The sequence below is a fragment of the Flavobacterium psychrotolerans genome (assembly GCF_003097635.1).
Taxonomy (GTDB): Bacteria; Bacteroidota; Bacteroidia; order Flavobacteriales; family Flavobacteriaceae; genus Flavobacterium; species Flavobacterium psychrotolerans.
Window position 1 is genome coordinate 131636 of sequence record NZ_QCZI01000006.1, and the last position, 22639, is coordinate 154274.

Here is a 22639-nt window from a genome sequence, read left to right on the forward strand (position 1 = left end):
GCGAAGCACGAAGCAATCTCGGCTAGGGTTTTAGGCACTTCAAAAATCTAAAATCGCCTGCCTTTCCACTCATATTTTCCAAAAAGAGAAAATAACGCGACACTCACGCAAAAAAACGGATACAGCAAACTACTTAGAATTAAAAAGCGTATTCTTTTTTTTGTTAAAAAAGAATTCGTTTTGTTGAGTAGCACAAAATCAAAAATAAATTTTATCAGAAAAAAAATTGCAAAATTATGCCATGGAAGCCATGCCGAAACCCAAAACCCAAAACCCAAAACGATTCCCAAGTTCCCAACAAAAACGATCACCGCCAAGTCTTTTCCAAAAAGACTTTGGTAGGAGCCCGTTTTCGAAGCCCAGCGTGCCCTTTGATGAAATAGTGACTTCCAAGAATTCATGGGTTTTGTAGTTACAATATTCGATTTTGATTTTAAATAATGTACTTTTCCGGGATGGCTTTGCACTGCTTTTTGTAATAAAAAAACATCATCACCACTTGCCATTTTGTTGTTTCCAGCAAATCCATTCAATTCCTGAAATAATGATTTGGTGTAACAAAAATTGGCCCCATTGCACATAAATCCCAACTCGATTCCAAAACTTCCCATCGTGGCTCCCTGCAAACTTATCAAGTCCAATTGTTGGAAATGATGCAGGAAAGATTTTTTGCATTCATAAGAAACCGAACCCACAATCATGGAAACGTCATGATTCATAACGTAATTGTCCAAAGTAAGCAACCAGTTTTCCGGAACAACACAATCGGCATCCGTGGTAATAACCCATTCGTTTTTGATAATTGGAATCGCCCGTGTAATGGCATCTTTTTTCGGAGAATTCGAAATTCGTAAATTTTCCAGAAGTGTGGTGTGGAATTCCCCGTTTTTCATGCGCCAATTATAAATTAGTTTGACGGAATCGTCTTCAGAGAAATCATCGACTAAAATAATTTCAAATAGGGTTTTTGGGTAATTCAAATTTTTGAAACTTTCCAAAAGCTGAGGCAAATTGGCACTTTCATTGCGGAATGGAACTATAATGGCAAAGTGTGTTTTTGGTTTCGTATCCGAACTTTTATATGTATGAATTTTGTCAAAACCATAAATCAAATGACCGATGGTGAGTACATAAATAAAAAGAATTAATGCTATAATGAGTGTCATATTGTTTTTTGTATTTTAAAATTCAACACATAATAGCTTCCGATAAGTACAGGCAATACCACATTTAAAAACCACATTAGGGTCGTAATAAAAACCACAATCCATTCGTTTACGCCTAATAATCCGAAGAAATAAACGGCAACGCTTCCTTTTACCGCAAAATCCAAAAACTGAAATGTAGGTAATGAGGATGCTAAAAAATAAATGCTGGTTATGGCGGACATTAACGTTAAATAAGGCAAATCGACATCAAAAGCCAGAAACAAAAAATAGTATTGATGGGAAAAAACGAGATAGCGACAAAGTCCCAAAAGGATATTTTTTTGATGAATTGATTTCGGAATTTCATTAATTTTATGAATCAGTTTTTCAATGGAATAGCCTTTGATGGCAAATTTTTTCAAGAAAAAAGATAATAGGAAAAAGAGAATAGAAATCCCGAAGATTACAATTACAGTTTTGGTAGTAATTATATTGTAGTTGGCATTGAAATACAACAAGCCGAATATTCCAAAAACAATCGTCAAAATCATTTGAATTCCGTTGCAAATTAAATTCAAAAAGATAATTTTTTTTGCGACTGATTTTTCAAAAAACAGTGCTTTTCCAGCATATTCACCCAGACCATTTGGTGTGAAAATCCCCGCAGTCAAAGCACCTAATACTTGTGCCGTGGCTTCAGACAAAGAAATTTTACGTATGAAGGAAACCAAATTCTGCCATTTTAAAATCTCAAAAAAACGATTTAAAAAACTCAACAACAAGATGAATAAAATCCCACTTATCGACTGATTTTTTTGGAACAAAACAATGAATTTCTGCCAATCGAGTTTGTCATTATTGGCCAATTGATTGTAAATAAAATAAAATGCGCCAGTTACAATCAGAACTTTGATTGTAAAAACAAGGAATTGTTTAGCTTTGTGGGGAATTGTAACCATTGTTGCAAAGTAAATGAAAACTCTTCACAATCCCGCAAGTTCACCTTCGCGAATTGTAGTTTTAATATAGTAAATAAACTTTATGATTTCGTGCCTTTGTGGCAAAATAAATTATGGCAAACGAACGCATCATATTAGGAATTGACCCTGGAACCACGATTATGGGTTTTGGATTGATAAAAGTTATTGGGAAAAACATGCAATTTCTGCAACTCAATGAATTGCAATTGTCTAAATACGACAACCATTATCAAAAACTAAAAATCATTTTTGAACGCACCATTGAACTTATTGATACACATCATCCAGATGAAATTGCGATTGAAGCTCCTTTTTTTGGTAAGAATGTGCAGTCGATGTTGAAATTAGGACGGGCGCAGGGCGTTGCCATGGCGGCAGGTCTTTCAAGGGATATTCCCATCACCGAATACGAACCCAAGAAAATAAAAATGGCGATTACCGGCAACGGAAACGCCAGCAAAGAACAAGTGGCTAAGATGCTTCAGCAACTTTTAGGCTTAAAAGAATTACCCAAAAATCTGGACAGCACCGATGGATTGGCTGCAGCAGTATGCCATTTTTTTAATTCGGGGAAAACAGTAGGTGAAAAGAGTTATACGGGATGGGATGCTTTTGTGAAACAGAATCAAGATAAAATTAGATAATTTGAAAATGTGACAATTTGAAAATTATTTCAAGGTTGGACAAATTCATTTCCAAATTTTAAATTCATAAAAATTTTAAATTAAATTGAGCGGAATCTACATACATATCCCTTTTTGCAAGCAGGCTTGTCATTACTGCGACTTTCATTTTTCGACTTCGATGAAGAAGAAAGACCAGATGATTTTGGCTATGGCCAAAGAAATCCAAATGCGTAAAAGTGAGTTCAAAGATGAGGTAGTGGAAACCATTTATTTTGGTGGAGGAACGCCATCGGTATTGTCGGTTGACGAAATAAGCCATCTGAGTGATGCTGTTTACAAGAACTATAATGTAATTGAAAACCCCGAGATCACGCTAGAAGCTAATCCCGATGATTTGTCTAAAGAACGAATAATCGAATTATCGAAAAGTTCAATCAATCGTCTATCTATCGGAATTCAATCTTTTTTTGAAGACGATTTGAAAATGATGAACCGTGCTCATAATTCGGCGGAAGCCAAAAAATGTCTGGAATTAGCAACTCAATATTTCGACAATATTTCTCTCGATTTAATTTACGGAATTCCGGGAATGAGCAACGAAAAATGGAAACAAAACATAGAAACAGCTTTGAGTTTTGGCATTCCGCACATTTCGAGTTATGCCTTGACGGTGGAGCCAAAAACTACCTTGAATAAATTGATTCAAACCGGAAAAATTGCCCAACCCAAAGACGAAGTTGCCGAAGCCCATTTTCGGATTTTGGTCGAAACGCTTGAAGCGAATGGTTTTGTTCATTATGAATTGTCGAATTTCGGGAAAGAAAATTATTTTTCTAAAAACAATTCGGCCTATTGGTTGGGGGAAAAATACCTTGGAATTGGTCCTTCGGCACACAGTTATGATGGGGTTTCCCGGGGTTGGAATGTTTCAAATAATTCAATGTATTTAAAATCATTGGAGGAAAATAAATTACCCAACGAAACTGAAATTTTATCCAAATCCGATTGCTACAACGAATACATTATGACCGGTTTGCGAACCATTTGGGGAGTTTCCTTGGGTAGAGTTGAGAAAGAATTTGGAAACGATTATTTAGACTATTTACAAAAACAAGCGCAGAAATTCATCAATGACGACTTGCTTTTCATTGACCAGAAGATTTTAAAACCGACCACGAAAGGAAAGTTTTTGACGGACGGAATCGCCAGTGATTTGTTTTACTTAAATTTGAAATAAAAAAATATGATTACCGTTTCAACCGATAAAACGAAGCTAGATGTTCCTTTCATTCAAAATTTTTTGAAAGATATATATTGGGCGGCTGGAAGAACGATTGACGAAGTGCAAATTTGCATCGACAGTTCGGTTTGTTTCGGAATTTATTTGGATGATGTTCAAATAGGTTTTGGTAGAGTGATTACAGATTTTGTGGTTTTTGGCTATTTGATGGATGTTTTTATCGCTGAAGAATATCGAGGAAACGGTTATTCTTCCATTTTAATTAATGCAATTATGAACGAGCCCGTTTTGAAAAACATTAAAATATGGCGGTTGGCAACATCAGATGCGCATTATTTATATGAAAAATTCGGTTTTAAGGCATTAGCACACCCCGAAAAAATGATGGAAAAAGTAACAATATGAATTTAGAAACCTACTACGAATATTGCTTGTCCAAGAAAGGCACGACCGAACATTTTCCTTTCGACAAAGATACTTTGGTGTTTAAAGTAGGTGGAAAAATGTTTGCTTTATCGTCTTTGTTGCAATGGGAAAATGGTGAACCCAAAGTCAATTTGAAATGCAATCCTGATTATGCGCAGGAATTGCGAGCGCAATATGACGATATCCAGCCGGCGTTTCACATGAGCAAAGTACATTGGAACACCATTGCCATAAACAGCGATGTTTCGGATAAATTTGTCAAGGAATTGATTGACGATTCCTATGAATTGGTTTTCAAAAGTTTAACCAAAAAAATCCAAAGCGAAATTCTTGCCCCGAGTTAAATAATTTACCCAATAGGCGAAGCAATTAGAAAATTAGGCATTACTTTTGCAAAAAAAAATAGAACATTATTCAAATAAAAATATCATGATTGACAATATAAAAAAATTCCTGAACGAAGAACAAGACCCAAAAGCCATCGAGAAAATCACGTCAAAACTGAATGATTTATTGATGAAAAACGAAGAAATTGGTTATATCGCCGTTCAAAAAAAGCCCGCTATTACCGTTTTTCCGGATAGTATCGTGGTAACCAATAAAAGAATCATCATTTGTCAACCCAAAAATATGGGACTTTCGATGAATTTCACTGATTTTACTTGGGGCGAAATTGAAGGAACTTTCATGAAAGAGAATATTTTGGGTTCGGAATTTTCGTTTTCAACCAAAACACAGATCCAAGTTTCCATCGATTATATTCCAAAAATTCAGGCCAGAAAAATTTCCACTTACGCCAAGGAACAATTGGATTTATTAAAAAATCCTGCGGTAAATCCTGTGGTTTCCGAAGAAGTAAAAGTTGAAATTCCAGAATATGTCCCAGAAGAAATCGTGGAAGAAGTAGAAACGGAAGAAGTTGTAAATTTTGCCAAAATTATGTCGGCAGTTTCTAATTATGCGGAGCCAATTATCCAAAACATGGCTGCTCCAGCTGAAAAATTAGCAAGCGAATTGACGCAAGACGAGCTTTTTGCCAAGCTTCAAAACTATAAAAAACTCCTAGACAACGGATTGATCTTACAGGGAGAATACGACGCTTTTAAAAAAGAAATTTTGAGTTATATGTAATTTACAAAATTTATAAAAAACCAAACCCGACAAATTAAACTTGTCGGGTTTGGTTTTTAACGAGTTTTTTTGATATTGTGTAATATGCTATTTTATACAACATGCAGAAGGTTTGAAATTAAAAAACCTTATTTTGTACCCATTTAAATTGTTTATGATGCAGCAACAAAAAATCCTGATTATTGGTTTTGTTTGGCCGGAGCCCAACTCTTCGGGTGCGGGTACCCGGATGATGCAACTTATTGATTTGTTTCAGGAACACAATTGGAAAATCACGTTTGCCAGTGCCGCAGCCGACAGTGAATTCATGTTTGATGTAACGACCATAGGAGTTGAAAAGGTTTCTATTGCTATTAATGATGCTACTTTTGATTCTTTTATTCAAGAATTAAATCCTTCCCTGGTGTTGTTCGACCGTTTTGTTGTTGAGGAGCAATTTGGTTGGCGTGTGGCTGAAAATTGCCCAAATGCACTACGAATAATGGACACGGTAGATTTGCATTGTTTGAGACTGGCGCGTCAAAAAGCGAGTAAAGAAAAAACAGAATTAAAACAGGAAGATTTATTTTCCGATACCGCAAAAAGAGAAATTGCGAGCATTTTACGTTGTGATATTTCATTATTGATTTCTGAAATTGAGATGGATTTGTTGCAAACGCATTTTAAAATTGACAAAAGCATATTGTATTATCTGCCCTTTTTGGTGGAAACAATTAGGAAATCGACAGTGCAAAATTGGCCAAAATTTCAAGAAAGGAAAAATTTTGTATTTATTGGTAATTTTCTTCATGAGCCCAATTGGAACGCAGTTCAGTTTTTAAAAGAATCCATATGGCCATTGATTCGGAAACAATTGCCTAAGGTTTCCATGTTGATTTACGGAGCTTATCCTTCGCAAAAAGTATTGCAATTGCACAAACCTGACGAACTTTTTTTTGTTTTAGGAAGGGCAGACAATGCAGAGGAAGTGGTGAAAAACGCCCGAATCGTTCTAGCTCCTCTACGTTTTGGCGCTGGTGCAAAAGGCAAGTTAATTGAAGCCATGCAATGTGGAACGCCAAGTGTGACAACTTCTATTGGTGCAGAATCAATGAATGGGAATTTACCTTGGAACGGAATTATTGCCGATGAGATACAAAGTATTGTGGATGCTGCAATACGCTTGTACCAAGATCAAGTGCTCTGGCTAAAAGTACAGGAAAATGGAATTGAAATTGTAAATAAACGGTATTCTAAAACCCTTTTTGGAAATGATTTTATTCAACATATTTTAGATGTCCAAAAGAATATGGAAAAACACCGATGGAATAATTTTATTGGATCAATTTTATTGCATCATACAGTGGCAAGCACTAAATATATGTCGCGCTGGATTGAGGCCAAAAACAAAAATAATTGATTTGTGTGATTCCCCTCTTAAGGAAACCGCTATGGACTTAATGATATATGGCATAAAATGAGCAGGAGCCAATGTTAAATGACACTTAACTTTGGCTCCTGCTTTATTATTGGTAATCGGAATTTATATTTTAAAAGTAATCACGGGTCTACTGGCATGATTCACTAGGTCTTCACTAACGCTTCCGTTAAAGAAATGAGCCAATCCGTTTCGTCTTCCATGGGTACACATGCCAATTATATCGGCATTTACGCTATTGGCAAAATTCAAAACTCCTTTTTCGATATTTACGTCATTATATATGTGTAACGAGTAATTATTATAATCAAATTCTTTTATAAAATCACTCATTATTTTTTCTGCAACAAGAGTAGGTTTAAAGTTGCCTGGTGTATTTATCATTACCAAACTTAAATCTGAATTGAACGCTTTAGCAAACTCAATCAATTTTTTGAATGGTTTTTTGATTTCCTCTGAGAAATCAGAAGCAAAAACAAAATTTATGGCTTTAAAATCGGCAGTACTGTTTTTAATAGTCAATACAGGAACGTCAGAGAAACGGACTACTTTTTCAGTATTGGACCCAATTAACATTTCTTGAAATCCGTTTGAGCCATGAGATCCCATCACAATAAAATCGACATTATTTATTTTGCTAATGGCTAAAATTCCTTCAAATGCTTTGTCAAACTGGATAATTTCAGAAACAGGAATCCCTTCAAGAAAATCGGAATCCATTAATTCTTCAAGTTTGCTAATAGCTTTATTTTTAAAAAACATGATTTCAGGAATATCGTGCCCGCTACCAATAGCATCACCTGCTTGATTAGGCAATTCTAGCATATGCAATAAAATAATTTCACTATTGTTTTCTTTTGCTATTTGAGCGGCAACTCTCAACGCATATTCTGCATATTCGGAAAAGTCCGTGGGAACTAAGATTCTTTTCATAATTAAAAGGGTAAAATTTTGGTTAAAATTAGTTTAATAAAAAATAAAGCAATAAAGATAATATTTTTTTTCATCTAACAATGGTTTTTAATTTATAAAAAAAACACTATATTTGCACCGTTATTTATTAAAAATAAGATAATGAGGCACGCATTGCGTGCCTCTTTTTATAAAATATGACATTTAAAGAAAGAGTTTCCGAATTGATTGATGAGGCGCTGTTAGAAAAACCATCTGTTTTTTTAATAGATTTGACTATTACAGATAGTTATAAAATTATTGTAACTTTAGATGATGATACTGGAGTGGTTTTGCAGGACTGCATTGATATTAGTCGGGCAATCGAAAACAACTTAGATAGGGAAGAACAAGATTTTTCTCTCGAAGTGGCTTCTGTGGGAGTTGGTTCGGTATTAAAAATCACAAGGCAATACAAGAAAAATATAGGCAGAACCTTGATCGTAAAATTGGCTACAGAAACAATTGAAGCGCAATTAGTGGACGCTAACGAGGAATTTATTACCTTAGCGTGGCAAGCAAGGGAGCCGAAAAAGATTGGCAAAGGAAAGGAAACTGTTCAGAAAAGACAGGATATTCCTTACGCGGAAATAAAAGAAGCAATTGTTACAGTAACATTTTAATTAAAAAGTTGGCATGGAAAATTTAGCATTAATCGATTCATTTTCAGAGTTTAAAGACGATAAACTTATTGATCGTGTAACGCTTATGGCGATTTTAGAAGATGTATTTAGAAATGCATTGAAGAAAAAATTTGGTTCAGATGATAATTTTGACATAATTATCAATCCTGATAAAGGAGATATGGAGATATGGCAAAGAAGAGTTATCGTTGCTGATGATGATTTAGATTTGGATCATTTGGAAATCACCCTTACCGAAGCCAGAAAAATTGAGCCCGATTTTGAAATTGGCGAAGAAGTTTCGGAAGAAGTAAAATTAATTGATTTAGGGAGAAGAGCCATATTGGCCTTGCGCCAGAATTTAATTTCTAAAATACACGAACACGATAACACGAATCTTTATAAACAATTTAAAGATTTAATAGGTGAAATTTATACTGCCGAGGTACATCACGTGCGTCCAAGAGTAGTTATTTTAGTTGATGATGAAGGAAACGAAATTATACTGCCAAAAGAAAAGCAAATTCCATCTGATTTTTTCCGTAAGGGAGATAATGTTCGCGGAATCATTGAAAGCGTAGAGTTAAAAGGAAATAAACCTCAAATTATTATGTCTAGGACTTCTGAAAAGTTCTTGGAAAAATTGTTTGAACAAGAAATTCCTGAAGTTGCGGATGGGTTAATCTTGGTGAAAAATGTAGTGAGAATTCCTGGTGAAAAAGCAAAGGTAGCCGTAGATTCTTATGATGACAGAATCGATCCTGTTGGCGCTTGTGTGGGAATGAAGGGCTCTCGTATTCATGGAATTGTGCGTGAATTAGGAAATGAAAATATTGATGTTATTAATTATACCAGTAACATTCAATTGTATATAACAAGAGCATTAAGCCCTGCAAAAGTATCTTCCATCAAAATTAATGAGGAAACTAAAAGAGCAGAAGTATTCTTGAAATTAGAAGAAGTGTCAAAAGCAATAGGCCGTGGTGGACATAATATTAAACTAGCAGGTCAATTAACGGGTTACGAGTTGGATGTAATTAGAGAAGGTAACGTTGCGGAAGAAGAGGATGATGTTGAATTGACCGAATTTTCCGACGAAATTGAAGCTTGGGTAATTCAAGAATTTGCAAAAATTGGTTTAGATACCGCAAGAAGCATTTTGAAACAAGATGTTAACGATTTAGTAAGAAGAACAGACCTAGAAGAGGAAACGATTTTAGATGTAATGCGCATATTGAAGGATGAATTTAATGTATAATTAATTTCTTCTAACTTCACAACAACAAAAAGGTAATAATAAAAAGGTTTATGTCTGAAGAGAGAGTAATAAGAATTAACAAGGTTTTAAGGGAATTAAATATTTCGTTAGAAAGGGCTGTGGATTATCTAAAAGATAAAGGAATTGCCATTGAATCCAATCCAAATGCAAAAATTTCTGATGCCGAATTTAATATTCTGCAAAATCAATTTGCTGGCGACAAAGGGAACAAAGAAGCTTCAAAAGAAGTAGGCGAGGAAAAAAGGAAAGAAAAAGAGGCGTTGCGTGTTGAGAGAGAGAAAGAGATAGAAGATAAACGTAAGCATGACGAGGAGCGCCAAAGACTTGAGGTGATTAAAGCTAGAGCTGTCGTTAGCGCACCAAAACAAGTAGGGACAATTGACTTGAATCCTAAAAAACCAGTCGCCTCTGTTCAAGTTGAAAAACCAGTTGCTCCAATTGAAAAATCTATAGAAGTTGTTACTCCAAAAAGAGATGCCGAAAAACCTGTTCAAAAAGAAATCTTAAAAAACACTGTTGATTTAGATAAAAAGGAACCCGCTAAACAAGTTAATATTTCGGAGGCTTCAGTAGAGGTTGTAAAAAGTGATGAAGCTCCTGTTGAAGAATCTATAACAACACAATATCAGAAATTATCCGGGGCTACTTTAACTGGGCAAACTATTGATTTATCGCAATTCAATAAGCCTAAAAAGAAAAAAGAAGAACCTAAAATTACGCCTAATAAACCGGGTGCTAATGCGGCTTCGAATCCTAATTCAAACGCCAATAAAAATAAAAGAAAACGCATTCCGCCAAAGCCCGGAGAAGTTAGACCTAGCGGAACAACTACCCCAGGGGGAGTAAATCCTAATAAGATCACCCCAAATGTTGGTGGCGCTAATAATGCTGCAAACCGAAGTGCCAGACCTGGTTTTGTAAAAGGGAACAGACCTGCAATTGTTGCAAAAGTTGAACCTACAGAGGAAGAAGTAAAAAATCAAATTCGTGAAACTTTAGAAAAACTCCAAGGAAAAGGAGGGAAGTCTAAAGCGGCAAAATATAGAAGAGACAAAAGAGATACGCACCGTCAAAAATCTGATGACGAGCAAAGAGCTTTAGACGAAGGCAGTAAAACCATCAAGGTTACCGAGTTTGTTACCGTGGGTGAAATTGCTATCATGATGGATGTGCCCATTACAAAAGTAATTGGAACGTGTATGTCACTTGGAATCATGGTAACCATGAACCAACGTCTTGATGCTGAAACTTTAACAATTGTAGCCGATGAGTTTGGTTATGAAGTAGAGTTTATTACCGTTGACATCGAGGAAGCCATTCAAGTGGTTGAAGATAAAGAAGAAGACCTAGTTTTTAGAGCACCTATTGTAACGGTAATGGGTCACGTCGATCACGGTAAAACATCGTTGCTGGATTACATTCGTAAAGAAAATGTGATCGCAGGAGAATCTGGAGGAATCACCCAACATATTGGTGCCTACGGAGTAACATTAGATAATGGTCAAAAAATTGCATTTTTAGATACACCGGGACACGAAGCTTTTACGGCCATGCGTGCTCGTGGAGCTCAAGTTACTGATATCGCCATTATTGTAGTGGCAGCAGATGATGACATCATGCCACAAACCAAAGAGGCTATCTCTCACGCTCAGGCGGCTAATGTGCCAATTATTTTTGCTATCAATAAAATTGATAAACCAAATGCCAATCCAGAAAAAATTAAAGAAAAATTAGCAGGAATGAATTTGCTAGTTGAAGACTGGGGTGGTAAAATTCAATCGCACGATATTTCTGCAAAAGTAGGAACGGGTGTAAAGGAATTATTAGAAAAAGTATTGTTAGAAGCCGAACTTTTAGATTTGAAAGCCAATCCAAACAGACCTGCTACAGGAACGGTTGTGGAAGCATTCCTAGATAAAGGAAAAGGATACGTATCTACTATTTTGGTTCAAAACGGAACATTAAAAGTAGGAGATTATATGTTGGCAGGAAAACATCATGGTAAGATAAAAGCCATGCATGATGAAAGAGGGCATGTGGTTACTATAGCTGGTCCGTCAACGCCGGTATCGGTTTTAGGACTTGATGGTGCAGCGACTGCGGGTGATAAATTCAACGTTTTTGAAGACGAAAAAGAAGCAAAACAAATTGCTTCCAAACGTTCTCAATTAATGAGGGAACAATCTGTTCGTACACAAAGACACATCACATTGGACGAAATTGGTCGTCGTATTGCTTTAGGTCAATTTAAAGAATTGAATATTATCCTTAAAGGAGATGTGGATGGATCTGTTGAAGCGTTGTCCGATTCGTTTTCTAAATTATCTACGGAAGAAATCCAAATTAACATCATTCATAAAGGTGTTGGAGCGATTACAGAAACTGACGTAATGTTAGCCTCTGCATCAGATGCCATCATCATCGGGTTTAACGTTCGTCCTGCAGGAAATGCCAGACAACTGGCCGACAAAGAAGAAATTGACATCCGTTATTACTCTATCATCTATGCCGCTATCGACGACTTGAAAGATGCCATGGAAGGCATGCTTGCTCCGGAAATGAAAGAAGAAATTCTGGGTACGGCTGAAATTAGGGAGATATTCAAAATCTCTAAAGTAGGTTCAATCGCAGGTTGTATGGTTATGGACGGTAAAATTGCCAGAAACTCTAAAATTAGAATTATTAGGGACGGTGTGGTTGTCTTTACGGGAGAACTATTGGCATTGAAACGATTCAAGGACGATGTGAAAGAAGTTTCTAAAGGGTACGATTGTGGAATCCAAATCAAGAACTACAACGACATCGAGGAAAGAGATGTTATTGAAGCCTTCCAAGAAGTAGCAGTTAAGAAAAAATTGAAATAGAATATAGTTTTAAAATCCCGATTCGTCGGGATTTTTTATTTAAATTGGCTTTCGTTTTGGCAATGTTATAAATATTTATTGATTGCGGACATGGTTTGCAAAACGGCTATTAAACTAACTGGAGCTCGTTTTTCCATAATTCTGGCGCTCGATTGCATCGCGTACCTACTTAATCGAAGGATAAATAGAGCGTTTGTAACGCGGGTAATTTAAAATCAATTATATTTTTCAGGCGGGCAAATGGCTCCTGACTTTGCGCACAACGATGAGCCACAATAAAATAAAAAGCAACCCTGTTAAGAATTGCTTTTGTTGTTTTGTGTAGTGGTTAGATTTCTTTCTAGCTGCTCTTTAAGTTCTTTTTAAATATGAAATTTGTTTTTTAATAGCTTCGGTATCGCATTCTTATGGATCATAATTGCCGTAGTTTTAAGCTGAACATACGCTTTGGTAACATATAAATAGCCTTTGTAATCGTTGGTTTCTCCCCATGAATTTTTTACCTTGTAATATTCTTTTCCGTTTTGATCCTTGGCGAGTCCAACAATATGCATACCATGGTCGTCTGTGGTGTTCATCGTGTAGAGGCCGTCTAATCTCAGGTCTTCGGTGATCTCTTTTTCTTGCGATGGCCCGTCAAAAATAGTTTTTTGCTCCTCAGGGGTAATGTTGTATAAATCTAAATTGGGCACTTGAGCTACCCCGTTTTTCCAACTGAAATAAGGTTCTGACACGTCTGTTGCCCAACCAATGGTGTATCCTTTTGAAAGGGCATAATCAACAATGTTGGTCAATTCTTTCATAGGAACATTGTATAATTGGTCGTAACTCCAGTTGTCGGAAACCGGCTGTACTATTTTTTGGTAATACCCCCTGTCTTTATAGGAAGAGAATTCTACGTAATTGTTGGGATTTATTCCAATGACTTCTTTTGCAAATGTCTGTGGAGTATAGCTTTTGCCCATGTAATCAAAATGGGTTGGCAGTTTTCCCAATTTCTCGTCAAGATAATTGTTAATGTCGGTTACCCAAGTTGCCGAATTGTTATTTGGGTTTTTAATGTATTCATCCAGAATTTCCTTAAATCTTTTTTGCAATTCATCCGATTTTACTTCCCCTTTCCCATAATCTTCAAGTGTATAAGCTTGCTGTGGCATAGCTCCTTTATCTCTTAAAATATTCATTACGTCATGCAATTCGGCACCATCTCCAAGTCCCATATTTCCTCCAAAAAGGATGTAGTTTCTGGCTTTTCCTAAATATACTTGTCTTGCCGTAAAAATCTCGGCAACATCTACAGGTTTTTTCCCCATGCGGATCATTTCCGATTCAATAAATGAATTGCCGGAATAACTCCAGCAAGTGCCTGCTTTTCCTTGACTTTTAACGGAAGTGCTTTCTAAATTAATCAATTCTTTAAACTCGAATTTCGAATTCAACGACGCATTGTTGATTACCTTTTTAATTAATTCTTCTTGAGCAAAAAGGCTCAATGAACAGAACATGCCTGCTAATACTATGCTTTTTCTAATCATTTTTTTAATTTTTGAGACTGTAAATATACAGCTTTACTGCCATTTCAATTTTATTTAACAAAATAATCATAATTTGGTTCGTATTGTAACAATTGGGTTAATTCCTTTGATAAATTGGTAGTAAGAAGAAATTGAAATGAGATTCATTTTGTGCTTCCTCAAATCATCCGGATTAGGAGGTGCTTTATTCTTGAAAATGATACTTACTGTGGATTTAGTTTGCAATCAGTATGCAAAAAAACTGCTTTTTGCAAGTCTTTCTGTTTTGGTTACTAATTGCGTATTTGCTTAAAATAAAGACGACACTAAAATTGTCTACACGACAAATGCTAATGGCTCTAATGCTCCATGCATTTATCAAAGCCAATACGATCAGATTTTAAAAACAACTGGATGAAAAATATAGCTAAATTGAATTTGAATGAAAAAATAAAGAAATTCTGCGGCATTTGTACCTTTTAATGACCATTAAAAAATGCAGATAATTTTCAACATAAAAAAAAAACAACCCATAATGGGTTGCTCTTTTACTTATGACACGCATATTGTGAGATTGGGTTGCAAATCTCAATTTCCTACAAGTTGTGAGTGTTAGTTTAATTTAAATCGATATCCAATGGAAAAACCAATGGGTAATAATTTACTTTTAAATTCTATACCATGATTTTCTTTCAAATCATCCATATATTGATCCACATCAGGACTTCTAATAGGAACCAATAGCGCTAAAGTCCAATATCCTTTATTTATTGCTTTTGACTGGAAGTCAAGCCCAAATCCAAAAGTTGTTCCGTAAAATAATTTGTTATATTGTGTCGCATTTTTTACAGCTATTGCAGCATTATATCCATACATGGCTAAAATATACGGATCTACTTTTGTTGTATGAGTTTTTGATATAAATCTAAATTTACCACCTACATTATATCCGACCCCAGCAAATGCATAGCCAACTCCTCCAAAAAGACCCAATTGGTTGACTGGGTAATACAACACATTAACTCCAAATCCACCATAATCTTGTCCCAGACCTATACCTAGAGTGGTTTTGTCAATTTGTTTGGTTGTTGCGGTATTATCTTGGGCACGTATGTTAATCGTTGTGATGAAAAGAGAAAGTAATAATAAGGTTTTGAACATTTTCATAATTTTAATTTTTAGAATTGAATTCGTTTCTTTGAGAAAAATTGACAAAATGAATTTTATATTTCATCAATTTTACTGTTTTTCTAATTTTCGATAAAATTAACATAAAATTGGAATTGTAATTTGTTTTAGCATCAAAGTTTTCAGAATTTTTTTCGTGCCGAACAATCGTTATTTGCCCCACCTCTAAGTTGGGTTTTTCTATCTCGCTTAAAACGCTAGAAATAAAAAAGCAACCCTTTGTGAGTTGCTTTTTGTGTGTATTAAGAAGTAAATGTTTATTTGTTTGGTTTAATTAAAATTGCATTTGGATATTTTACCTTAATCTCAATTAAATTCCGTTCTGCTTCGATTCTGGATTTAAAATTTCCAACCCAAACTTTATAAGTAGGTGTGCTGAAAACGATGGTTCCGTCGAAGTTCTTGTTGTCTCTCCTAAATTCGTTTAATGTTTTTTTAGAAATTTCACTGGTTCCATTATAAATTTGAATTTTATACCGATCATTTACGGTAATGGAAGAGTTAATTTTTCTTTTCTCATTTAACATTTGTTCGAATTTCGGATCCTGACTAACAGTTAATTCCCCTTGTTGTGCATGCAAATTTGAACTAAATACAGTCCATGTTATCAGGACAAAAACAGTTTTGCTGAATGTTAAAACTCTCATAAAGTAGTGATTTTTATGCAAATGTACTATTTATTGAATTAAACAAAACATTAAATATTATTTAGAATAAATATAAATTAACAATTAAGACTATTTTAAGGTTTTGAGAATAGTTCTTATATTGTATTTTTGTCCCAGTTTTTAAAGAAAGCATTGATTTTGCTACATGTTTATGTGTATGTCATGCCAAATTTTAGTCGATAATCATTATAATAATATGAAAAAAGTGGGTAACCATAATTCGATTTCAAGGAATTTATTTTTTAGTTTAGCAGTATTGCTAACTTTCTCCTTAACATCAATTGCTCAAACAGCCGCTCCTGCAGTTGCTGATGCAGCCGCACCAGTTGCTTCTGGTGGTGATCCTGTAAAGGGTAAAGAAATTTTCAACACTAATTGTGCTGCTTGTCATAAGCTAGACGCTAAAATGACTGGTCCTGCTTTGAGAAATGTTTCTCAAAGACGTGAAAAGGCATGGATTTACAAATGGGTTCATAATAGTTCCGATTTGATAAAATCTGGTGATGCAGATGCTGTAAAGGTTTTTGAAGAAAATAATAAGATACCAATGACTCCTTTTCCGCAATTGTCGGAAGGGGATATTGATAATATTATTGCTTATACCTCCGAACCGGTTGCTGCGCCAGTTGCTGCTGCGGTAGGAACTGCTGCGTCTCCAGGAACAGAGGCTAATGCGGGAGGGGTTTCAAATGATATTATTTTAGGGGCTTTGTCTCTTGTAATGCTGATGTTGATTGTCATGTTGTTTTTAGTAAACAATGTTTTGACTAAAGTTGCAAAAGCAAATGGGATATCAGTTGCTGAAAAAGAGCCGACAATTCCTGTTTGGAAAGCCTTTGCTAAAAATCAGTTTTTAGTATTGGTTACATCAATCTTTTTGTTGTTGGCGAGTGCTTTCTTTGTTTATGGATATTTGATGCAGGTGGGTGTGGATCAGAATTATGAGCCAATTCAGCCAATACATTATTCGCATAGAATTCACGCTGGTAGTAATGGTATAAATTGTAAATATTGCCATTCTGCCGCTCGAGTAAGTAAAAATGCTGGTATTCCTTCATTGAATGTTTGTATGAACTGTCATAAGAGTATATCTGAAGTTTCTGATACGACTGCAACGCCAGATCATTCTAAAGCTTTTTATGATGGTGAAATCCAGAAATTATATACTGCGGTAGGTTGGGATAAAGACAATCAGAAATATACGGGTAAAACTCAGCCGGTGAAATGGGTGCGTATTCATAATTTGCAAAGTTTTGTATATTTCAATCATTCACAACACGTTACTGTTGCGGGAGTAGAATGCCAAACTTGTCACGGCCCGGTTCAAACTTATGAAATTCAAAAACAATTTGCTCCATTAACAATGGGTTGGTGTATTGATTGTCACAGAAAAACAGACGTTAAAATGGAAGGAAATGAATATTATACTAAAATTCATGAGGAACTTTCTAGAAAATACGGTGTGGACAAGTTGACTGCTGCTCAAATGGGAGGTTTAGAATGCGGTAAATGTCACTATTAATCAAATTATTAAGAAGCTAATATTTATATATAATATGTCATCAAACAAAAAATACTGGAAAAGTGTTGAAGAACTAAACGGAAATAGTTCTATTGTTGAGGCGCTTAGAAATAACGAATTTGTTGAAGAAATTCCTACAGATGAATTTTTAGGGGATAAGTCATCTTTGTCATCTTCATCTACAACCCGTCGTGATTTCTTAAAGTACGTTGGGTTTTCTACGGCGGCAGCTTCACTTGCAGCATGCGAAGGACCAGTGCACAAGTCTATCCCATACGTAATTCAGCCAGAACAAATTATTCCGGGTGTTGCTGATTATTATGCAACTTCGGTTTTTGATGGTTTTGATTTTGCTAATCTTTTAGTAAAAACACGTGAAGGCCGACCTATTAAAATTGATAACAATACCATTACTGGAGCAAAATTTGCTGCAAATGCGAGAATTCATGCGTCGATTTTGTCTTTGTATGACAGTATGCGTTTGAAAGAGCCTAAAATTACAGGTAAGGCCGCAACTTGGTCAGATGTTGATTCAAAAGTTAAAACAAGTATAGCTGAAGCTAAGGCTAAGGGGGGTCAAGTGGTTTTGTTGACTAACACTTTGGCAAGTCCATCTACTGAAAAGCTAATCGCTGAATTTATCACATTAAACCCAAATTCAAAACACGTTGTTTATGATGCGGTTTCTGAGTCAGCTGCTCTAGATGCGTTTGAGACTGTATATGGTGAAAGGGCTTTGGTTGATTATGACTTTTCAAAAGCGTCGTTAATTGTGTCTGTTGGTGCAGATTTCTTAGGAGATTGGCAAGGGGGCAGCTATGATAAAGGATATGCTCAAGGCAGAATTCCGAAAAACGGAAAAATGTCCCGTCATTTTCAATTAGAAGCAAATATGACATTATCTGGTGCAGCTGCTGATAAGCGTGTCCCGATGTCTACTGCAAATCAAAAACAAGCATTAGTTAAAATATACAATGTAATTACAAATTCATCTGTTGCTGTTTCTTTAGACAAAGAATTTGATGCTGAAGTTACTAAAGTAGCTCAACAATTAAAGGCTGCTGGAAGTAAAGGTGTTTTAGTTTCTGGAATTCAAGATAAGAATGCTCAATTGTTGGTGTTGGCTATAAACCAAACATTAGCAAGTGAATCTTTTAGCACTTTAGGAACAAGACAGATTAGAAAAGGATCTAACGAAAAAGTAGCTCAGTTAATTAATGATATGAAAGCAGGAAGTGTTCATACTTTAATTATGAGTGGAGTTAATCCTGTTTATACTTTGCCAAATAGTAAAGAATTTACAGATGCTTTGAAAAAGGTTCACACATCTGTTTCTTTCTCTTTAAAAGAAGATGAAACGGCATCTGTTGCGACTATAGCTGCTGCAGCCCCTCATTATTTAGAGTCTTGGGGAGATGTAAGTATTACAAAAGGAACTTACGGACTTACTCAGCCTACAATTCGTCCTTTGTTTAATACTAAACAATTTCAAGACGCTTTACTATCTTGGAACGGAAGCGCAGCCACTTTTTATGATTATATAAAAGCGAATTCAGCTGGCATTATTTCAGGTTCAACTTGGAATAAAGTGTTGCATGATGGTATATATGTTGGAGCGATAGCTTCGGCATCATCTTCAACTGTTAATTATGGCGCTGCTGCATCTTTGTTAGCACAATCAAAAGGGGTTGAAGGATTAGAATTGGTTTTATATACTAAAACGGGTTTAGGTGATGGACAACAAGCGAACAATCCTTGGTTGCAAGAGTTTCCAGATCCAATCACAAGAGTTTCTTGGGACAATTATGTTACTGTTTCAAGAGCTGATGCCGACAAATTAGCTATGACAAATGAAATTGTTGCTAATGGAGGCTTGGACGGTAGCTATGCAACTCTTACAGTTGGCGACATAAAATTGGAAAAAGTACCAGTAATAATACAACCAGGCCAAGCTAAAGGAACAATAGGTTTAGCCTTGGGATATGGTAAAAAAGCAGCACTAAAAGAAGAAATGCAAGTAGGGGTTAATGCTTACTCCTTGTATAAAGGTTTTAATAATGTTCAATCTGCAAAATTGACTAAATCTTCCGGTTCGCATGAATTTGCGTGTGTTCAGGGACAAAAAACGTTAATGGGTAGAGGCGATATTATCAAAGAAACCACTTTGGAAATATTCAACACTAAAGATGCTAAAGAATGGAATGAAGTTCCTATGGTATCTCTAGATCACAAAGAAGTAGAAGCTACAACTGTAGATTTATGGACTTCATTTGATCGTTCAGTTGGTCATCATTTTAACCTTTCGATTGATTTGAATGCTTGTACGGGTTGTGGCGCTTGCGTTATTGCTTGTCATGCTGAAAATAACGTTCCAGTAGTTGGGAAATCTGAAGTAAGAAGAAGTCGTGATATGCATTGGTTGCGTATTGATAGATATTATTCTTCTGAAGATACTTTTGCAGGTGACAATAAGAAAAAAGAAGAATTTGAAGGATTGTTTGGTAAAAAAGGATCTCTTGGAGGTTTTGGAGAAATGGAAAAAGCGGCAGATAATCCGCAAGTTTCTTTCCAGCCAGTAATGTGTCAGCACTGTAATCATGCTCCCTGCGAGACTGTTTGTCCTGTAGCTGCAACATCACACGGTCGTCAAGGTCAAAACCAAATGGCTTACAATAGATGTGTTGGTACTCGTTACTGCGCAAACAACTGTCCTTATAAAGTACGTCGTTTCAACTGGTTCTTATACAATAAAAACAGCGAATTTGATTACCACATGAATGATGATTTAGGTCGTATGGTGTTGAATCCAGATGTTAACGTTCGTTCTCGTGGGGTTATGGAGAAATGTTCTATGTGTATTCAAATGACACAAGCAACTATCTTGAGAGCTAAAAATGAAGGAAGAGCTATTGTTGATGGTGAATTTCAAACTGCTTGTTCAAATGCTTGTTCTTCTGGAGCAATGGTATTTGGAGATGTAAATGATAAAGAAAGTCATGTTGCTAAATTGGGTGAAGATGACAGGATGTATCATTTATTAGAGCATGTTGGAACAAAACCTAACGTTATCTACCACGTAAAAGTTAGAAATACCTAGTATAAAATAAATTAATTAAGTAACAAGATAAAGGATTATGTCGTCTCACTACGAAGCTCCCATTAGAAAACCCTTAGTTATAGGTGATAAGTCTTATCACGATGTAACAGTAGATGTAGCCGCACCTGTTGAAGGTAAAGCAAACAAACAATGGTGGATTGTATTTTCAATTGCATTAGCCGCATTCCTTTGGGGATTAGGTTGTATTATTTACACTGTTTCTACCGGTATCGGAACATGGGGATTAAATAAAACTGTTGGTTGGGCTTGGGATATTACTAACTTCGTTTGGTGGGTTGGTATTGGTCACGCAGGAACACTAATTTCAGCAGTACTTTTATTATTCCGTCAAAGATGGAGAATGGCGATTAACCGTTCTGCAGAAGCAATGACTATTTTCTCAGTGATTCAAGCAGGTCTATTCCCAATTATTCACATGGGGCGTCCATGGTTAGCGTATTGGGTTTTGCCAATTCCGAATCAATTTGGTTCGCTGTGGGTTAACTTTAACTCGCCTTTACTTTGGGACGTATTTGCAATTTCTACTTATCTTTCGGTATCATTAGTTTTCTGGTGGACTGGTTTACTTCCTGATTTTGCAATGCTGAGAGACAGAGCGATTACGCCTTTCAACAAAAGAATTTATTCTATTTTGAGTTTTGGATGGAGTGGTAGAGCAAAAGATTGGCAACGTTTTGAAGAAGTTTCTTTAGTTCTTGCAGGTTTGGCAACACCACTTGTGCTTTCTGTACACACTATTGTATCGATGGACTTTGCTACTTCTGTAATACCAGGATGGCATACTACAATTTTTCCTCCATACTTCGTTGCTGGAGCGGTTTTCTCTGGATTTGCAATGGTAAATACCTTGCTTATTATCATGAGAAAAGTATCAAACCTTGAAGCCTATATTACAGTTCAACATATCGAGTTGATGAATATCATTATAATGATAACGGGTTCTATTGTTGGGGTCGCTTATATTACAGAGCTTTTCATCGCTTGGTACTCAGGAGTAGAATACGAACAATATGCATTCTTGAATAGAGCAACCGGACCATACTGGTGGGCATATTGGGCTATGATGACTTGTAACGTTTTTTCACCACAATTTATGTGGTTTAAAAAATTAAGAACAAGTATTATGTTCTCCTTCATTATCTCCATTGTTGTAAATATTGGAATGTGGTTCGAACGTTTCGTAATCATCGTGACTTCATTACACAGAGATTATCTTCCATCTTCTTGGACCATGTTCTCACCAACGTTTGTAGATATTGGTATTTTCATTGGAACAATTGGTTTTTTCTTTGTATTATTTTTACTGTATGCCAGAACATTCCCAGTTATTGCACAAGCAGAGGTTAAAACAATATTGAAAGGAACAGGAGATAATTACATTAGAGAAAGAGCAGCAAATAAAGATTCACATCATGAGTAATAAAGTAATATACGCCATTTATAATGACGATGATATTTTGATGGATGCCGTAAAGAAAACACGTGCAGCTCACCATCATATTGAAGAAGTTTTTACTCCTTTTCCGGTACACGGATTGGATAAAGCCATGGGAATTGCCCCGACACGATTAGCCATTTGTGCTTTTATTTACGGGTTATGTGGTTTGTCTTTCGGAACTTGGATGATGAATTTCGTTATGATTCAAGATTGGCCACAAGATATTGGAGGTAAACCAAGTTTTAGTTATATTGATAACATGCCGGCTTTCGTTCCAATCATGTTTGAAGAAACGGTATTTTTTGCGGCGCATTTAATGGTTATTACTTTCTATATGAGAAGTAAATTATGGCCTTTCAAACAAGCTGAAAATCCGGATGTTAGAACTACGGACGATCATTTCCTAATGGAAGTTGCTGTAAATAACAATGAGGAGGAATTAGTTTCTTTTTTCCAAAAAACGGGCGCTGTTGAAGTAAAAGTAATCGAAAAGCATTAATCTAAAA

The 22639-nt window shown here is 35.7% G+C and carries 19 protein-coding genes; 13 read left to right on the forward strand and 6 right to left on the reverse strand.

The genetic code is table 11. From position 1 onward, the window contains the following. Positions 1-47 precede the first annotated feature (47 nt). Together DB895_RS06635 and DB895_RS06640 are read right to left on the reverse strand one after the other, a co-directional pair. Complete coding sequence (locus DB895_RS06635) at positions 48-1166, reverse strand: glycosyltransferase family 2 protein (RefSeq protein ID WP_116724578.1); 1119 nt, start codon at positions 1164-1166, stop codon at positions 48-50. Beyond that, the gene (locus DB895_RS06640) at positions 1163-2107 is read right to left on the reverse strand and encodes a lysylphosphatidylglycerol synthase domain-containing protein (protein ID WP_116724579.1); all 945 of its coding nucleotides are present in this window, start codon (positions 2105-2107) and stop codon (positions 1163-1165) included. The genes DB895_RS06635 and DB895_RS06640 overlap by 4 nt, the downstream gene beginning before the upstream one ends. A 113-nt stretch (positions 2108-2220) precedes the next feature. Here DB895_RS06640 and ruvC point away from each other — a divergent pair, with 113 nt between their 5' ends. The 6 genes from ruvC to DB895_RS06670 all read left to right on the forward strand — a co-directional run bounded on the left by ruvC (position 2221) and on the right by DB895_RS06670 (position 6950). Continuing rightward, on the forward strand, positions 2221-2772 hold the full coding sequence (ruvC, locus tag DB895_RS06645) for a crossover junction endodeoxyribonuclease RuvC (RefSeq protein ID WP_116724580.1): 552 nt from the start codon (positions 2221-2223) through the stop codon (positions 2770-2772). An 85-nt stretch (positions 2773-2857) separates the two neighbouring features. After that, entirely contained in the window at positions 2858-3991 is a 1134-nt protein-coding gene (hemW, locus tag DB895_RS06650; RefSeq protein WP_116724581.1) for a radical SAM family heme chaperone HemW, read from the forward strand. Between the two features lie 6 nt (positions 3992-3997). Next, positions 3998-4399 (forward strand): GNAT family N-acetyltransferase, encoded by a 402-nt coding sequence (locus tag DB895_RS06655; RefSeq protein ID WP_116724582.1) that lies wholly within the window; start codon positions 3998-4000, stop codon positions 4397-4399. Next, entirely contained in the window at positions 4396-4764 is a 369-nt protein-coding gene (locus DB895_RS06660) for an MmcQ/YjbR family DNA-binding protein (protein ID WP_116724583.1), read from the forward strand. Before DB895_RS06655 ends, DB895_RS06660 begins: the two co-directional genes overlap by 4 nt. 85 nt (positions 4765-4849) lie before the next feature. After that, on the forward strand, positions 4850-5551 hold the full coding sequence (locus tag DB895_RS06665) for a PH domain-containing protein (RefSeq protein ID WP_116724584.1): 702 nt from the start codon (positions 4850-4852) through the stop codon (positions 5549-5551). Between the two features lie 133 nt (positions 5552-5684). Then, a complete protein-coding gene (locus DB895_RS06670) occupies positions 5685-6950 on the forward strand; it encodes a glycosyltransferase family 4 protein (protein ID WP_317046124.1) in 1266 nt (421 codons plus the stop codon). A gap of 123 nt (positions 6951-7073) precedes the next feature. Here the strand turns inward: DB895_RS06670 and DB895_RS06675 are convergent, their stop codons facing one another. Further along, a complete protein-coding gene (locus tag DB895_RS06675) occupies positions 7074-7901 on the reverse strand; it encodes a universal stress protein (RefSeq protein WP_116724586.1) in 828 nt (275 codons plus the stop codon). Positions 7902-8077: 176 nt separating this feature from the next. On the opposite strand from DB895_RS06675, the gene rimP reads away from it, so the two are divergent. From rimP to infB, 3 genes are read left to right on the forward strand one after another with little or no spacing between them, the layout of a single operon-like run. Further along, positions 8078-8542, forward strand: coding sequence for a ribosome assembly cofactor RimP (gene rimP, locus DB895_RS06680; protein WP_116724587.1), 465 nt, complete (start codon positions 8078-8080; stop codon positions 8540-8542). Between the two features lie 13 nt (positions 8543-8555). Continuing rightward, the gene (gene nusA, locus DB895_RS06685) at positions 8556-9800 is read left to right on the forward strand and encodes a transcription termination factor NusA (protein WP_116724588.1); all 1245 of its coding nucleotides are present in this window, start codon (positions 8556-8558) and stop codon (positions 9798-9800) included. A 50-nt stretch (positions 9801-9850) separates the two neighbouring features. Next, positions 9851-12685, forward strand: coding sequence for a translation initiation factor IF-2 (gene infB / locus DB895_RS06690; protein ID WP_116724589.1), 2835 nt, complete (start codon positions 9851-9853; stop codon positions 12683-12685). A 362-nt stretch (positions 12686-13047) separates the two neighbouring features. On the opposite strand, the gene DB895_RS06695 is transcribed toward infB, so the two are convergent. The 3 genes from DB895_RS06695 to DB895_RS06710 form a co-directional block, all read right to left on the reverse strand. Further along, positions 13048-14220: a C1 family peptidase gene (locus DB895_RS06695; protein WP_116724590.1), complete on the reverse strand. Its 1173-nt coding sequence runs from the start codon at positions 14218-14220 to the stop codon at positions 13048-13050. A gap of 591 nt (positions 14221-14811) precedes the next feature. Then, entirely contained in the window at positions 14812-15366 is a 555-nt protein-coding gene (locus DB895_RS06700) for a hypothetical protein (protein WP_116724591.1), read from the reverse strand. Positions 15367-15644: 278 nt separating this feature from the next. Continuing rightward, entirely contained in the window at positions 15645-16034 is a 390-nt protein-coding gene (locus DB895_RS06710; protein WP_116724593.1) for an SPOR domain-containing protein, read from the reverse strand. 217 nt (positions 16035-16251) lie between these two features. Between DB895_RS06710 and DB895_RS06715 the strand changes: the two genes are divergently transcribed. Genes DB895_RS06715 through DB895_RS06730 form a run of 4 tightly spaced genes read left to right on the forward strand, consistent with a single transcriptional unit; the run spans position 16252 to position 22632 of the window. Next, positions 16252-17577, forward strand: a complete 1326-nt coding sequence (locus tag DB895_RS06715; RefSeq protein WP_116724594.1) for a c-type cytochrome — start codon at positions 16252-16254, stop codon at positions 17575-17577. 34 nt (positions 17578-17611) lie between these two features. Continuing rightward, positions 17612-20674, forward strand: coding sequence for a TAT-variant-translocated molybdopterin oxidoreductase (locus DB895_RS06720; RefSeq protein ID WP_116724595.1), 3063 nt, complete (start codon positions 17612-17614; stop codon positions 20672-20674). 37 nt (positions 20675-20711) lie between these two features. Beyond that, entirely contained in the window at positions 20712-22115 is a 1404-nt protein-coding gene (nrfD, locus tag DB895_RS06725; RefSeq protein ID WP_116724596.1) for an NrfD/PsrC family molybdoenzyme membrane anchor subunit, read from the forward strand. Then, complete coding sequence (locus tag DB895_RS06730; protein ID WP_116724597.1) at positions 22108-22632, forward strand: DUF3341 domain-containing protein; 525 nt, start codon at positions 22108-22110, stop codon at positions 22630-22632. The genes nrfD and DB895_RS06730 overlap by 8 nt, the downstream gene beginning before the upstream one ends. The last annotated feature ends 7 nt before the right edge of the window (positions 22633-22639 follow it).